General features: G+C 68.0%; 13 protein-coding genes. All 13 read right to left on the bottom strand.

The features are described from left to right. Window positions 1-10: 10 nt before the first annotated feature. The 13 genes from ACXJKQ_RS13830 to ACXJKQ_RS13890 all read right to left on the bottom strand — a co-directional run bounded on the left by ACXJKQ_RS13830 (window position 11) and on the right by ACXJKQ_RS13890 (window position 15546). On the bottom strand, window positions 11-814 hold the full coding sequence (locus ACXJKQ_RS13830) for a biotin--[acetyl-CoA-carboxylase] ligase (protein ID WP_457106309.1): 804 nt from the start codon (window positions 812-814) through the stop codon (window positions 11-13). A gap of 7 nt (window positions 815-821) precedes the next feature. After that, a complete protein-coding gene (gene nuoN / locus ACXJKQ_RS13835; protein WP_457106310.1) occupies window positions 822-2267 on the bottom strand; it encodes an NADH-quinone oxidoreductase subunit NuoN in 1446 nt (481 codons plus the stop codon). A 10-nt stretch (window positions 2268-2277) separates the two neighbouring features. Next, entirely contained in the window at window positions 2278-3798 is a 1521-nt protein-coding gene (locus ACXJKQ_RS13840; RefSeq protein WP_457106311.1) for an NADH-quinone oxidoreductase subunit M, read from the bottom strand. Window position 3799: 1 nt separating this feature from the next. Beyond that, window positions 3800-5908, bottom strand: coding sequence for an NADH-quinone oxidoreductase subunit L (gene nuoL / locus ACXJKQ_RS13845; protein WP_457106312.1), 2109 nt, complete (start codon window positions 5906-5908; stop codon window positions 3800-3802). Window positions 5909-5990: 82 nt separating this feature from the next. Next, on the bottom strand, window positions 5991-6296 hold the full coding sequence (nuoK, locus tag ACXJKQ_RS13850) for an NADH-quinone oxidoreductase subunit NuoK (RefSeq protein WP_010686008.1): 306 nt from the start codon (window positions 6294-6296) through the stop codon (window positions 5991-5993). Window positions 6297-6330: 34 nt separating this feature from the next. Further along, the gene (locus ACXJKQ_RS13855; protein ID WP_457106313.1) at window positions 6331-6951 is read right to left on the bottom strand and encodes an NADH-quinone oxidoreductase subunit J; all 621 of its coding nucleotides are present in this window, start codon (window positions 6949-6951) and stop codon (window positions 6331-6333) included. A 222-nt stretch (window positions 6952-7173) separates the two neighbouring features. After that, window positions 7174-7662, bottom strand: a complete 489-nt coding sequence (gene nuoI / locus ACXJKQ_RS13860) for an NADH-quinone oxidoreductase subunit NuoI (protein WP_043354217.1) — start codon at window positions 7660-7662, stop codon at window positions 7174-7176. Window positions 7663-7690: 28 nt separating this feature from the next. Next, window positions 7691-8713, bottom strand: coding sequence for an NADH-quinone oxidoreductase subunit NuoH (gene nuoH, locus ACXJKQ_RS13865; protein WP_457106314.1), 1023 nt, complete (start codon window positions 8711-8713; stop codon window positions 7691-7693). A gap of 9 nt (window positions 8714-8722) precedes the next feature. Continuing rightward, window positions 8723-10804, bottom strand: coding sequence for an NADH-quinone oxidoreductase subunit NuoG (gene nuoG / locus ACXJKQ_RS13870; protein WP_457106315.1), 2082 nt, complete (start codon window positions 10802-10804; stop codon window positions 8723-8725). A gap of 192 nt (window positions 10805-10996) precedes the next feature. Further along, window positions 10997-12298, bottom strand: a complete 1302-nt coding sequence (nuoF, locus tag ACXJKQ_RS13875) for an NADH-quinone oxidoreductase subunit NuoF (RefSeq protein ID WP_238284701.1) — start codon at window positions 12296-12298, stop codon at window positions 10997-10999. Between the two features lie 9 nt (window positions 12299-12307). Then, window positions 12308-13681, bottom strand: a complete 1374-nt coding sequence (gene nuoE / locus ACXJKQ_RS13880) for an NADH-quinone oxidoreductase subunit NuoE (protein ID WP_457106316.1) — start codon at window positions 13679-13681, stop codon at window positions 12308-12310. Window positions 13682-13691: 10 nt separating this feature from the next. Beyond that, on the bottom strand, window positions 13692-14882 hold the full coding sequence (locus tag ACXJKQ_RS13885; RefSeq protein WP_457106317.1) for an NADH-quinone oxidoreductase subunit D: 1191 nt from the start codon (window positions 14880-14882) through the stop codon (window positions 13692-13694). Window positions 14883-14898: 16 nt separating this feature from the next. Beyond that, window positions 14899-15546, bottom strand: a complete 648-nt coding sequence (locus ACXJKQ_RS13890; RefSeq protein WP_457106318.1) for an NADH-quinone oxidoreductase subunit C — start codon at window positions 15544-15546, stop codon at window positions 14899-14901. Window positions 15547-15548 lie beyond the last annotated feature (2 nt).

Consider the following 15548-nt stretch of genomic DNA (forward strand, 5'->3'; position numbering starts at 1 on the left):
TCGTCCAAACTCAGGCCGCCGTCGCGGCCGTTCCGAAATGCACCTCGCCCGCCGTCACGGTATGCCGATTCCCATCGGGGGCGAGGATCACGAGCCGCCCCCCCTCGTCGATCGTCTCGAACACGCCCCGCAGGATGTGCCCGCCGCTGCGCACCGCGATCTCCGATCCGAGACCGGCGGCCCGCGCGAGCCAATCGGCGCGCAGGGCAGCGAAATTCCGTCCCCGGTCCCAGCCGCGCGTCCGCGCAACCATGCGGTCCGAGAGATGTTCCAGTAGCGCTTCGGCGTCCCCGACGTAACCCGCCCCCGTCAAGCTCGCCGCGCCGAGCCCCTCGGGCGACGCCGCTACGTTGACGCCGAAGCCGATCACCGCGGCGCGCCGGCCGCCCGGCAGCGTCTCGGCCTCCAAAAGCAGGCCGGCGAGTTTGGCGCCGCCGAGCAGGACGTCGTTCGGCCACTTGAGCTGCCAAGATCGGGCGTCACGGCCGGATCCGGTATCCGGCAGGGTGCCGCAAGCCGCCTCCAGCGCGTCCATCAGCGCGAGGCCGGCCACGAAGCCCAGTTCGGCGAGGTGGTCGGGCGCCACCCCGGCGATGGGCCACAACACGCTCGCCGCAAGGTTGCCCGGCAGCGAGGCCCAGGTGTTGCCGCGCCGCCCGCGCCCCGCCTCCTGCCGGTGGGTCACCACCCAGAGCGGGCCGGTCTCGCCCGCGCGCGCCCGCGCCATGGCCTCCGTGTTGGTGGATCCGAGGGTGTCGTGGACGTGCAGGCGGTGGCCCTGGCCGCGCGCCTCCAACCCAAGTCGGTAGGGCAAGGCCGCCCTAGAACAGCGACCGTGCGGCCCGGCCGGCGGCGCCGACCAGCGGTCCGGGCAGCAGGAAGAACAGCACTACCACGACGCTCGACAGGGCGAGCACCACGCGCAGGCCCGGGGCCATCGCCTCGTAGGGCTCCTTCGGCTCGTCGAAATACATGATCTTGACCAGCCGCAGGTAGTAATAGGCGCCGACCACGCTGGTCACCACGCCGATCACCGCCAGCGTCACGAGGCCCGCCTTGATGGCGGCGGCGAACACGTAGAACTTCGCGAAGAACCCGGCGAGCGGCGGGATTCCGGCCAGCGAGAACATCATCGCGGCGAGGCAGAAGGCGAGCCACGGATGGGTTCGCGACAGGCCCGACAGGTCCTCGATCGACTCGAACATCACGTCCCGGCGCCGGAGCGACAGGATGATCGCGAAGGTCCCGAGCGTCATCGCGAGGTAGATGATCATGTAGGTGACGAGCCCGCTGATCCCCTCCTCGGAGCCGCAGGCGAGCCCGATCAGCGCGTAGCCGATATTGGCGATCGACGAATAGGCCATCAGGCGCTTGATCGAGGTCTGGCCGATGGCCGCGAAGGAGCCGAGGGCCATCGACACCACCGAGACGAAGACGAAGATCTGCTGCCAGACCGCGGTCACATCCGGGAGCGCTCCGATGAAGACGCGGACCGTCATCGAGACGGCGGCCATCTTGGGCGCGGAGGCGAAGAAGGCGGTCACCGGCGTCGGCGAGCCCTCGTAGACGTCCGGCGTCCACATATGGAACGGCACCGCCGACATCTTGAAGCAGACGCCCGCGGCCACGAACACGATGCCGAGGACGACGCCCATGCCGGCATTCTCGTTGAGCGCCGAGACGATGCCGGGGAACGAGACGGTCCCGGTGAAGCCATAGATCAGCGAGGCGCCGTAGAGCAGCATGCCCGACGAGAGCGCCCCGAGGACGAAGTACTTCAGGCCCGCCTCTGTGGACTTGGCGTCGTCCCGGTGGAACGCCGCGATCACGTAGGCGGCGAGCGACTGAAGCTCCAGGCCCAGATAGAGCGCGATCAGGTCGTTGGCCGAGACCATCACCATCATGCCGATGGTGCAGAGCACGATCAGCACGGGGAACTCGAACCGATCGATGCGCTCGCGCTTGAAGAAGTCGTGCGCCAGCAGGATCGTCGCCGAGGAGCCGAGCAGCACCAGCGACTTCATCACCTTGGAGAAGGAATCCGACACGAAGGCGCCCGACAGGGTCGTCACCCGGCCATGCACAGGCTGGGAGATCACCGCCGAGAGGGCGACGAGGAGCAGGATCAGGGCGCCGATGCTCACGGTCTCGGCGGAGCGCTCGCCGCGCCACGCACCGTAGAGGATCAGGACCAGCACCCCGATGCTGAGGATCAGCTCGGGGAGAAGCGGGGCCAGCGAGGGCAGGACGGAGTGGACGGTGGGCATGTCTTCCGTCTCAGCGCGGGACCGGCAGCGCGGCGGCCGCGGTCTGGGTGTTGGACAGGGCGGCCTTCATGCTGGTCATCAGCGCGTCGGTCGAGGGCGCGAACACGTCGAGCACGGGGGCCGGATGGACGCCGTAGTAGATCGTCAGAGCAACCAGGGGCGCCAGGATGATCTTTTCCCGGAGATCCAGATCCAGGATGCCCTGGAGGTTCGGCTTCTCCAGCTTGCCGTAGACCACCCGGGCGTAGAGCCACAGGGCGTAGGCCGCCGACAGGATGATGCCGAAGGTCGAGAAGAACGCGACGTTCGGGTTCGCCTTGAAGGCGCCGAGCATCGCCAGGAACTCGCCCACGAAGCCGGAGGTGCCGGGCAGGCCGACATTGGCCATGGTGAACACCAGCATGGCCACCGCGTAGAGTGGCATCCGCTTCACGAGGCCGCCATAGGCGGCGATCTCGCGGGTGTGCATCCGGTCGTAGACCACGCCGACGCAGAGGAAGAGTGCCCCCGAGACGATGCCGTGGGAGATCATCAGGAACAGCGCGCCCTGGATGCCCTGCTCGTTCAGGGTGAACAGGCCCAGCGTCACGAAGCCCATATGGGCCACCGACGAGTAGGCGATCAGCTTCTTGATGTCGGTCTGCATCATCGCGGTGAGCGATGTGAAGATGATCGCGATCACCGACAGGGCGAAGACGAGGGGCGCGAAGTCGTGGCTCGCCACCGGCAGCATCGGCAGCGAGATCCGGATGAAGCCGTAGCCGCCCATCTTCAGGAGGATGCCGGCCAGGATCACCGAGCCGGCGGTGGGCGCCTCGACGTGGGCGTCGGGCAGCCAGGTATGGACCGGCCACATCGGCATCTTCACCGCGAAGGAGGCGAAGAAGGCGAGCCACAGCCAGGTCTGCATCTGCACCGGGAAGCGGTACTGCAGCAGGGTCGGGATGTCGGTGGTGCCGGCCTGCCAGTACATCGCCATCACGGCGAGCAGCATCAGAACCGAGCCGAGCAGCGTGTAGAGGAAGAACTTGAAGCTCGCGTAGATCCGGCGCGCGCCGCCCCAGATCCCGATGATCAGGAACATCGGGATCAGGCCGGCCTCGAAGAACAGGTAGAACAGCAGCAGATCGAGGGAGGCGAACACGCCGATCATCGTCGTCTCGAGGACGAGGAAGGCGACGAAGTACTCCTTCACCCGGAAGTGGATCGAGTGCCACGAGGCGCCGATGCAGAACGGCATCAGGAAGGTGGTCAGCAGGATCAGCGGCATCGAGAAGCCGTCGACGCCGAGCTTGAACCGGATCGTCTCGGTGAGCCACGCGTGGCTCTCCACCAGCTGGAAGCTCGACGAGGCGGCGTCGTAGCGGCTCCAGGCCACCAGCGAGAGGAGAAAGGTGACGATCGTGGTGGCGAGCGCGGCCCAGCGGCTGTTGCGCGCGACCGATTCCTCGTCGCCGTTCAGCGTCAGGATGAAGGCCGCGCCGCAGAGCGGCACGATCAGCAGGCCGGAGAGGATGCCGAGGCCGAGCATGTCAGTGAGCACCCTTGGGCAGGCCGGACATCAGGTACCAGCTGATCAGGCCGGCGACGCCGATGAGCATCACGAAGGCGTAGTGGTAGAGGTAGCCGGTCTGGAGGCGAACCACCCCGCGGGTCACGTCCACGACGCGGGCCGCGATGCCGTTGGGGCCGAGCCCGTCGATGATCCGGCCGTCGCCCTGCTTCCAGAGGAACAGGCCGAAATCCTTGGCCGGGCGGACGAAGATCCGGTCGTAGATCTCGTCGAAGTACCACTTGTTGAGCAGGAACCGGTACAGCGACGGCTGCTGCGCGGCGAGCTGGCCCGGTAGTTCCGGCCGGCGGATGTACATCCAGAAGGCCAGCACGAAGCCGAGGATCAGCATGATCAGCGGCGCGTAGGAGACGAGCGCCGGGACCTCGTGGATCTCGTGCATGATGTGGTTGTTCGGCCCGTGTGCCAGGGCGTGGCCCCAGAAGGCGTCCATCCCCTCACCGATGAATCGGTCGTGGAAGATGATCCCGGCGAACAGCGCCCCGAAGGCGAGGATCGCCAGGGGGATCGTCATCACCAGCGGGCTCTCGTGGGGGGTGCGGTCGCCGTGGTGGCCGTGCCCGTGATGGTCGTCGGCGACGAGGTCGCTCTTGTGGGCCGGTTCGATGTCGTGCCCGTGATCGTCGTGGGCGACGCCCTCGGTGTGACCGGGGGCACCGTCGGCCTCGTACGCCATGGCCGAGTGCGCCACCGCGGGGGCGTCGTGATGGCCGTGCGCCGCATGCGCGCCCCAGCGGGCCGGACCCTCGAAGGTCATGAAGAACAGGCGCCAGGAATAGAACGAGGTGAAGAAGGCCGCCACCACCACGCACAGGAAGGCGAGGGTATGCCCGGGCCGGGTCGAGGCGTAGGCGGCCTCGATGATCGCGTCCTTGGAGTAGTAGCCAGCCGTGTAGGGGAAGCCGATCAGCGCGAGGGATCCGATCGCCATCATGGCGCTGGTGTAGGGGATGTAGCGGCGCAGGCCGCCCATGTTCCGCATGTCCTGCTCGTGGTGCATCGCGTGGATGACCGAGCCGGCGCCCAGGAACAGCAGAGCCTTGAAGAAGGCGTGGGTGAACAGGTGGAACACGCCGGCCGAGTAGGCGCCGACGCCCAGCGCCACGAACATGTAGCCGAGCTGCGAGCAGGTCGAGTAGGCGATCACCCGCTTGATGTCGTTCTGGACGAGGCCGACCGTGGCCGCGAAGAACGCCGTGATGCCGCCGATCACCGTCACGACGATCAGCGCGTTCGGCGCTTCCTCGAAGAGCGGCGACAGCCGAGCGACCATGAACACGCCCGCGGTGACCATGGTGGCGGCGTGGATCAGCGCCGAGACCGGGGTCGGGCCTTCCATGGCGTCCGGCAGCCATGTGTGCAGCAGGAACTGCGCCGACTTGCCCATGGCGCCCATGAACAGCAGCAGGCAGGCCAGCGTCAGGGCGTTCCAGTCGTAGCCGAGGAAGTGGAAGGACAGCGTCTTGATCGCGTCGACCTTGCCGAAGATCGCGTCGAACGCCACCGAGCCGGTCAGCACGAAGACCAGGAAGATGCCGAGGGAGAAGCCGAAATCGCCGACGCGGTTGACGATGAACGCCTTCATGGCGGCGGCGTTGGCCGAGGGCTTCTCGTACCAGAAGCCGATCAGCAGGTAGGAGGCGAGGCCCACGCCCTCCCAGCCGAAGAACATCTGCACGAGGTTGTCSGCSGTCACCAGCATCAGCATGGCGAAGGTGAACAGCGASAGRTAGSCGAAGAASCGCGGCCGGTRCGGATCCTCSTCCATGTAGCCSAYGGARTAGAGGTGCACGAGSGWSGASACSGTSGTCACCACCACCAGCATCACCCGGGTCAGGGTATCGACCTTGAAGGCCCAGTCGACCTGCAGGTCGCCGGCCGAGAACCAGGACGCCACCTGCACCCGCTCGGCATGGCCGCCGTCGAGGAACACGCCCCAGGCGATGAGCGCCGTGAAGGCGAGGCACGCCGTGGTGATGTACTCGCAGGCCCGCGCCCCGATGTACCGGCCGAACAGGCCGGCGATCAGGAAGCCGATCAGCGGGAAGAAGACGATCGCGTGATACATCGCTCTCTTGCAGTCCGTCCTCCGGGCCGGCCGCTTGGCGGCGGCGTCCGGATGTCAGTCGGGGCGCGCGAAGAAGAAGACCTCAGCCCTTCATCATGCTGACGTCCTCAACCGCGATGGAGCCGCGGTTGCGGAAGAACACCACGAGAATGGCCAGCCCGATGGCCGATTCGGCCGCCGCGACGGTCAGCACGAACAGGGCGAAGACCTGTCCGGTGATGTCGTTCAGCTGCGTCGAGAAGGCGACGAGGTTGATGTTGACCGAGAGCAGGATCAGCTCGACCGACATCAGAATGACGATGATGTTCTTGCGGTTGATGAAGATGCCGAGCACGCCGAGCGTGAACAGGATCGCCGCGACGGTGAGGTAGTGGCTCAGGCCGATCATCGTTCGAATCTCCCGGCGTTCATCAGACCGCGCATCAGACCTCGACACCCTGGCGCGACGGAACCTTGCGGGTCTCCACCGCCATGGCCTGGGTGCGGGCGTTCTGGACCGCGATGTTCTGGCGCTTGACGCCGGGCCGGTCGCGCAGCGTGAGCACGATCGCGCCGATCATGGCGACCAGCAGGATCAGGCCGGCGAGCTGAAAGAAGTAGGCGTAGTCCGTGTAGAGCACCCGGCCCAGGGCCTGCGCGTTGGTGAGGTTCTCGGCCGCCGCGACGTTGCCGAGGGGCGCCTGGACGAGGCCCGGATCGATGCTCCAGGAGCCCACCACCAGCAGCAGCTCGACCAGGAAGATCGCCCCGATCAGGCCGCCGATCGGCAGGTATTGCTGGAAGCCCTGGCGCAGCTCGGCGAAATCGACGTCGAGCATCATCACCACGAACAGGAACAGCACCGCCACAGCGCCCACGTAGACGACCACCAGGATCATCGCGAGGAACTCGGCGCCCATCAGGACGAACAGCCCAGCGGCGTTCACGAAGGCGAGGATCAGGAACAGCACCGAGGCGACGGGATTGCGCGAGGCGATCACCATGAAGCCCGACGCGACGGTGACGCTCGCGAACAGGTAGAAGAAGGCGGCTGCTGCGGTCATGCGCTGGTCGGGATCGGCCGCCGAAGCGGCCCCTTCTGCCGTGCGTTGAAACGGTCCGCAGCGGGCGGCCCGTCTATAGAACCCGGTCGGCGGGGGCACAACAGCGCCCTCGGCATGGCTCTAGAGCATCGCGCCGGAAACCGGAACCGGCGCGGGGCACGAGATCCTTGATTCGGCATCATCTTCGTCCGAAGGCCGGAAACCGCCCCTCGGGATGACGCGTCACCGATACGGTGCATCCATCGCGATGTTGCGGGCGATCTCGCGCTCCCAGCGATCGCCGTTCAGCAGGAGCTTCTGCTTGTCGTAGAGCAGCTCCTCCCGGGTCTCCACCGAGAATTCGAAGTTCGGACCCTCCACGATGGCATCCACCGGGCAGGCCTCCTGGCACATGCCGCAATAGATGCACTTCACCATGTCGATGTCGTAGCGCGTCGTGCGGCGGGTGCCGTCGTTGCGGCGGGGACCGGCCTCGATGGTGATCGCCTGCGCCGGGCAGATCGCCTCGCAGAGTTTGCAGGCGATGCAGCGCTCCTCGCCGTTGGGATAGCGGCGCAGCGCGTGCTCGCCCCGGAAGCGCGGGCCGCGATGGCCCATCTCGAACGGGTAGTTGATCGTGGCCTTCGGCTTGAAGAAGTAGCGCATGCCGAGGACCATCCCCGACACGAACTCCTTCAGGAGGAGGCTCTTGGCGACCTGATCGAGCTTCATGCCCGGATCTCCGATGCGAAGGGTGGGCTCAGGCGCCCGGCGCGAGGCCGGTCAGCTTGAGCACGAAGGCGACGACCACGACCGAGACCAGCGAGATCGGCAGGAAGACCTTCCAGCCGAGGCGCATGAGCTGATCGTAGCGGTAGCGGGGGACGATGGATTTCACCATCGCGAACAGGAAGAACAGGAAGCTCGCCTTCAGGGTGAACCAGATCACGCCCGGCACCCAGGTGAACGGCGCGAACGGGATCGGCGACAGCCAGCCGCCCAGGAACAGAATCGTCCCCAGGGCGCACATGCTCATGATGGCGACGTACTCGCCGAGCATGAACAGCAGGTACGGGGTCGAGGAATACTCGACCATGTAGCCGGCCACGAGCTCCGACTCGGCCTCCGGCAGGTCGAAGGGCGGCCGGTTCGTCTCGGCGAGCGCCGAGATGAAGAACACCACGAACATCGGGAACAGCCACAGCCAGTACCAGCCGAACAGGCCGAGGCTGGTGTCCTGCGCCATCACGATGCGCGAGAGGTTGAGCGAGCCCGCGCAGAGCAGCACGCAGATGATCACGAAGCCGAGGGAGACCTCGTAGGAGATCATCTGCGCCGCCGAGCGGAGTGCGCCCAGGAACGCGTATTTCGAGTTCGACGCCCAGCCGCCCATGATGACGCCGTAGACGCCGAGCGACGAGATCGCGAAGATGTAGGTGATGCCGACGTTGATGTCGGCGATCGCCCAGCCGTCCGCCAGCGGGATCACCGCCCAGCTCGACAGGGCCAGCATCGCGAAGACCAGCGGCGCCAGCAGGTAGATCGCCTTGTTGGCGCCCGCGGGGATGACGGGCTCCTTCAGCACGAACTTGAGCAGGTCGGCGAAGGACTGGAACAGGCCGAACGGCCCGACCACGTTCGGGCCGCGGCGGAGCTGCACCGCCGCCCAGATCTTCCGGTCGGCGAGCAGCGCGTAGGCGATGAAGACGAGCAGTGCGGACAGAAGCACGAAGCTCTTCAGCACGATCAGGAGCACGGTCCCGAGGATCTCGAGCGGGGTCATCGATGGCTCCTACTCGGCCGCCGCCAGGGGCTGCGCCTCGGCGGCGCGCTCCCGGGCGATGCGCGAGCACTCGGCGAGGATGCGCGAGGCGCGGGTGATCGGGTTGGTGAGGTAGAAGTCGGTCACCGGGGAGGCGAAGGCCGGTCCGCTCGCCGTGCCGCCGAGGCTGGCGAGCCGCTCCAACGCCTCCGCGACGTTGCCGGGTTCCACGGCCCCGACCGCGGCCAGATGCGGGTGCGCGGCATAGAGTGCCCGGCGGAGCGCGGTCAGCGAATCGAACGGCAGGCGGTGGCCCAGCACGTCCGACAGGGCGCGCAGGACCGCCCAATCCTCGCGGGCGTCGCCCGGCGGGAAGGCGGCGCGGTTGCCCATCTGGACACGGCCCTCCGTGTTCACCCAGGTCGCCGACTTCTCGCTGTAGGCGGCGCCCGGCAGGATCACGTCGGCGCGGGAGGCCCCGCGGTCGCCGTGGGTGCCCTGGTAGACCATGAAGGCGCCCGGCGGCACGTCGCGCTCGTCGGCCCCGAGGTTGAACAGGACGTCCAGCGCGCCCGGCTCCAGCATCTGCGCGAAGGTCAGGCCGCCCTCCCCTGGCACGAAGCCGAGATCGAGGGCGCCGACGCGGGCGGCGGCCGTGTGCAGCACGCCGAAGCCGTTCCACTCGGTCGAGACTGCGCCGATCGCCTTGGCGAGCGTGGCCGCCGCGGCCAGGATGCCAGGCTCGGCATTGGCGCCGACGAGGACGAGCGGCGCCTTCGCTTCCTTGAGCACCTCGAGGAAGCTGTGCTCGCCCCGGGCCAGGGCCGCCAGCGAGTCCGGGCCGGCGCCGATGTAGTGGCTCGGATAGGTCAGGTCGACCGGCTCGCCGATCACGCCCACCGCCAGCGGCGCCATGCGCCAGCGCTTGCGGATGCGGACGTTCAGCAGCGACGCCTCGGTGCGCGGATTGGCGCCCACGATCAGGATCGCGTCCGCCGCCTCGATGCCCGGGATGGTCGGGTTGAAGATGTAGGAGGCGCGGCCCAGCGCCGGGTCGAGGCCGGGATCGGTCTGGCGGCAGTCGAGGTTGGGCGAGCCGAGGCTCTTGATCAGTTCGCGAAGCGCAAAAATCTCCTCGACGCCTGCGAGGTCGCCGACGACCGCGCCGATGCGCTTCGGATCCGTGCCCTTCACCTTCGCGGCGATGGCCTGGAACGCCTCACCCCAGGAGGCGGGCCGCAGCCGGCCGTTCTCGCGCAGGTAGGGCCGGTCGAGGCGCTGCATGCGCAACCCGTCGATGTGGTAGCGGGTCTTGTCGGAGATCCACTCCTCGTTGATCTCCTCGCTGATCCGCGGCTCGATCTGCATGACCTCGCGGCCGCGGGTGTCGATGCGGATCGCCGAGCCGACCGCGTCCATCACGTCGACCGATTCGGTCTTGTTCAGCTCCCAGGGCCGGACGTTGTAGCTCTGCGGCCGGTGCACGAGGGCGCCCACCGGGCAGAGGTCGGCGACGTTGCCCTGGAGCTCCGAGGCCATCGACTGCTCGAGGTAGCTGGTGATCTCCATGTCCTCGCCGCGGCCGATCGCGCCGAGGTCGGGCACGCCCGCCACCTCGGCGAGGAAGCGCACGCAGCGGGTGCAGTGGATGCAGCGGTTCATCGCGGTCCGCACCAGCGGGCCGATATGCTTCTCCTCGACCGCGCGCTTGTTCTCCGTGTAGCGGGTCGAATCGACCCCGTAGGCCATGGCCTGGTCCTGCAGGTCGCAATGGCCGCCCTGGTCGCAGATCGGGCAGTCGAGGGGATGGTTGATGAGGAGGAACTCCATCACCCCCTCGCGGGCCTTCTTGGTGCCCTGCGAGCGCGTCAGCACCTCCGGCGGCTCGCCGTTCGGGCCGGGGCGGCAATCCTTCACCGCGTAGGCGCAGGAGGCCACCGGCTTCGGCGCGCCCTTCAGCTCGACGAGGCACATCCGGCAATTGCCGGCGATCGACAGGCGCTCGTGGAAGCAGAAGCGCGGGATCTCGGCCCCCGCGGCCTCGCAGGCCTGGAGCAGGGTGTAATCGGCGGGGACATCGACCTCGGTGCCGTCGACGAGGATTTTTGTCATCGGATCGTCTCGTAAACTGGCCCAAACGCGTGAAGCCGGATCTCACCCGCGCCCTCATCCCGAGGTGCGCGGCGCGGCCGAGCCTCGAAGGAGATGTCCGGCCCGCCTCGCGATCTCCGGAGGCCTCCGTCGAGGTCCGCTGACGCGGGCATTTCAGGATGAGGCTGTGGGCTGGACACCGGCATCGTGCCCCTACTCCGCGGCCATCGGCACAGGCTCGCTGTGCGGGTTGGCGGTGTAGCGGTCGATGCGCTTCTCGATCTCCGGGCGGAAGTGCCGGATCAGGCCCTGGATCGGCCACGCGGCGGCGTCGCCCAGCGCGCAGATCGTGTGGCCCTCGATCTGCTTGGTGACCTCGAACAGCATGTCGATCTCGCGCTTCTGGGCGCGGCCCTCGGTCATGCGCTGCATCACCCGCCACATCCAGCCGGTGCCCTCGCGGCAGGGCGTGCACTGGCCGCAGGACTCGTGCTTGTAGAAGTACGAGATCCGGGTGATCGCCGCGACGATGTCGGTGGACCTGTCGAGGACGATCACCGCTGCCGTGCCGAGGCCGGAGCCCAGGTTGCGCAGGGTGTCGAAGTCCATCTTGGCGTCGACGATCTGCTCGGCCGGCACCAGCGGCACCGAGGAGCCGCCCGGGATCGAGCACAGGAGGTTGTCCCAGCCGCCGCGCATGCCGCCGCAATGGCGGTCGATGAGCTCGCGGAAGGTGATGCCCATCTCTTCCTCGACGTTGCACGGCTTGTTGACGTGCCCGGAGACGCAGAAGAGCTTGGTGCCGGTGTTGTTCTTGCCGCCGAGCCCCGCGAACCACGCGCCGCCCCGGCGCAGGATCGTGCCGGCCACCGCGATCGACTCGACGTTGTTCACCGTCGTCGGACAGCCGTAGAGGCCCATATTGGCCGGGAATGGCGGCTTGAGCCGCGGCATCCCCTTCTTGCCCTCCAGGCTCTCGATGAGGGCCGTCTCCTCGCCGCAGATATACGCGCCGGCGCCGTGGTGGACGTAGATGTCGAACGGGTAGTCGTGCACGTTCGACTGTCCGACGAGGCGGGCCGCATAGGCCTCGTCCACCGCCTTCTGGAGCGCGTGCTTCTCGGCCACGTACTCGCCGCGGATGTAGACGTAGCAGGCATGCGCGTTCATCGCGAAGCAGGCCAGCATGCAGCCCTCGATCAGGAGATGCGGATCATGCCGCATGATCTCCCGGTCCTTGCAGGTGCCCGGCTCCGACTCGTCGGCGTTGACCACGAGGTAATGCGGGCGCCCGTCCGACTTCTTGGGCATGAACGACCACTTGAGGCCGGTCGGGAAGCCCGCGCCGCCGCGGCCGCGCAGGCCCGAGGCCTTCATCTCCTCGATGATCCAGTCGCGGCCCTGCTCCAGCAGGAACTTGGTCCCGTCCCAGGCGCCGCGCTTCTTGGCGGCGTCCAGGCCCGGGGATTGCAGCCCGTAAAGGTTGGTGAAGATGCGATCCTGATCCGACAGCATGTCAGGTCCTCACTGAGCCGGCGCCGACAGGGCCTTGGCCTGCCCCACCCAGTCCTCCCGGTCGATGCGACCCGGGAACGCGAGGTAGGTGCCGACCCAGGCGATTTCGTCGCGGGTCCAGGCGGCGATCTGATCGAAATGGTAGATGCCGAGCCCGTTCAGCCGCTGGCGGTTGCCCGGGCCGATGCCCTTGATCCGCGTCAGGTCGTCCGGCGTCGCGGCGCGGGCGGCGTCGAGCCCCGGCGGGCGCCGGCCGACCGCATCGGCCTTCTGCTCGGGTGTGGCATCCTTCGGAAGGGCCGCGAGCGCGCCGGCGACGCGGGCCTCCTCGGCCTCGGCGGCGACTTCCCCCTCGCTGGCGCCCGACGCCTCGGGCTGCTGCGGGACCGCGTCACGGTCCGGGACATCCTGATGTCCCTGATCCCCGGCGGCGGGCTCGCCCTCGGCGACGCGCTTGGCCGGCGAGTCGAGCACGTCCGCGTCCCCCGGGCGGGCGGCCCCGTGCTTGGCGGTCGAGCGGCCGCGTTCGGCCGCGTCGGCCTGATCCTCGGGCTTGACCGGTGCCTCGCCGTTGGCCGCGCGCTGGGCCGGGGCGTCGCTCACGGTCCGCTCCACCGGACGGCCGGCATCGGGCCGGGCCGGCTTGGGAGTCTCGGCGGCCTGCTGCGTGGCGGAGGCCGCCTCGCCGGTCTTGGAGACCGGACCGGCAGCCGGCTCCTCGGCCTTGCCGGCCTCCTCGAAGCGCTTGCGCCAGGCGCCGACCCGCGAGCCGTCGAACAGGGTCGGATCCGTCAGCGTGTCGGCGCCGCCCAGCGGCTCGGACGAGACGCGTCCGGTCTGCGATCCGATCTTCACGGGTCGGCCGGCGGCGAGGTCGTCCATCAGCGTGCCCAAGGACTCGGGCGTCAGGTCCTCGTAGTAATCCTGGTTGATCTGCACCATCGGGGCGTTGCAGCAGGCGCCGAGGCACTCGACCTCGAGCCAGGAGAAGTTGCCGTCCGGCGAGACGTGGCCGGCCGGTCCGAGCCGGGCCTGGAGCATCTCCTTCAGGCCGTGCGCGCCGCAGGAATCGCACGGCACCGTGCCGCAGACCTGGATCCAGAAGCGACCCACCGGCTCCAGGGCGAACATCGTGTAGAAGGTGGCGACCTCCAGCACGCGGATGTTGGGCATGCCGAGTTCGGCCGCCACCGCCTCGATGGCGGCGCGCGGCAGCCAGCCGCCGTTCTGCTCCTGCGCCTTCCACAGCAGCGGGATCACCGCGGAAGCCTGACGGCCCTCGGGATACTTGGCGATCTGGGTCTTCGCCCACTCGGCGTTCTCAGGCGAGAACGCGAAGCTCTCGGGCTGCTCCGAGGCGGGGGCGAGTCTGCGGTTTGCCATCGCGTCTGTCTTACCGATCCACTTCGCCGAACACGATGTCGAGCGTGCCGAGCACGCAGGACACGTCGGCGAGAAGGTGCCCGCGGCACATCCAGTCCATCGCCTGCAGATGCGCGAAGCCCGGCGCGCGGATCTTGCAGCGGTACGGCTTGTTGGTCCCGTCCGAGACCAGATACACGCCGAACTCGCCCTTCGGCGCTTCCACGGCGGCGTAGACCTCGCCCTCGGGCACGTGGAAGCCCTCGGTGTAGAGCTTGAAGTGGTGGATGAGCGCCTCCATCGAGCGCTTCATCTCGTGGCGCGGCGGCGGCGCGAACTTGCCGTCGACGGAGGCGATCGGCCCCTGGCCGGCGGGTTCGCGCAGCTTGGCGCAGCACTGCTTCATGATCTTGGCCGATTCCCGCATCTCCTCCATGCGGATCACCTGCCGGTCGTAGGTATCGCCGTTCTTACCCACGGGGATGTCGAATTCCATCTCCTCGTAGCATTCGTAGGGCTGCGCCTTGCGCAGATCCCACGGGATGCCCGAGCCGCGGACCATCACGCCGGAGAAGCCCCATGCCATCGCCTCGTCCACCGAGACGATGCCGATATCGACGTTGCGCTGCTTGAAGATGCGGTTGGCCATCACGAGGTCGTCGAGATCCTGGACGACCTGCAGGAACGGGTCGCAGAACGCGTCGATGTCGTCGATCAGCTTCGGCGGCAGGTCCTGGTGGACGCCGCCCGGCCGGAAGTAGTTGGCGTGGAGCCGCGCGCCCGAGGCCCGCTCGTAGAAGATCATCAGCTTCTCGCGCTCCTCGAAGCCCCAGAGCGGGGGCGTGAGGGCGCCGACATCCATCGCCTGCGTGGTGACGTTGAGCAGGTGAGACAGCAGGCGGCCGATCTCGCAGAACAGCACGCGGATCAGCTGCGCGCGCCGCGGCACCGCGATGCCGGCGAGCTTCTCGATCGCCAGGCAGAAGGCGTGCTCCTGGTTCATCGGCGACACGTAGTCGAGCCGGTCGAAGTAGGGCGTCGCCTGCAGGTAGGTCTTGTGCTCGATCAGCTTCTCGGTGCCGCGGTGCAGCAGCCCGATATGCGGGTCGACGCGCTCGACCACCTCGCCGTCGAGTTCCAGCACGAGGCGGAGCACGCCGTGCGCCGCCGGGTGCTGCGGGCCGAAGTTGATCGCGAAGTTGCGGATGTTGTGTTCGGTCACGGACGGTCTCCGCGGCTCATGCCGACGTCTTCTCGTCGCCGGGCAGCACGTAGTCGGTGCCTTCCCACGGCGACAAGAAGTCGAAGTTCCGGAATTCCTGCGTCAGCTGCACCGGCTCGTAGACCACCCGCGCCTCGTCCTGGTCGTAGCGGACCTCGACGAAGCCGGTCAGCGGGAAGTCCTTGCGCAGGGGGTGCCCCTCGAAGCCGTAATCGGTGAGCAGGCGGCGCAGGTCGGGATGGCCCGAGAACAGGATCCCGTAGAGGTCGTAGGTCTCGCGCTCGTACCAGTTGGCCGCCGGGAAGACCTCGATCACCGAGGGGACCGGCGTCACCTCGTCGGTCTGCACCTTCACCCGGATGCGCAGGTTATGGCGCAGGGAGAGCAGGTGGTAGACCACGTCGAAGCGCTTTTCGCGCTGCGGGTAATCGACGCCGCATAGGTCGATGAAGTTGCGGAACGCGCAGGCCGGATCGTCGCGCAGGTAGGTGAGCGCGTAGACGATGTCGGAGGCCTGCACCACCAGGGTCAGCTCGCCGTACGCGATGGCGTGCGACACCACCGCCGGTCCCAGGGCGCCGGCGACCCGCTCGGCCAGCGCCGGCAATGCGCCCGCACCGTATTCCGGCTGGGTGTGCGGAAGGATCGAGATGCCGTTCGTCATGG

The sequence above is a fragment of the Methylobacterium sp. P5_C11 genome, from assembly GCF_054049775.1.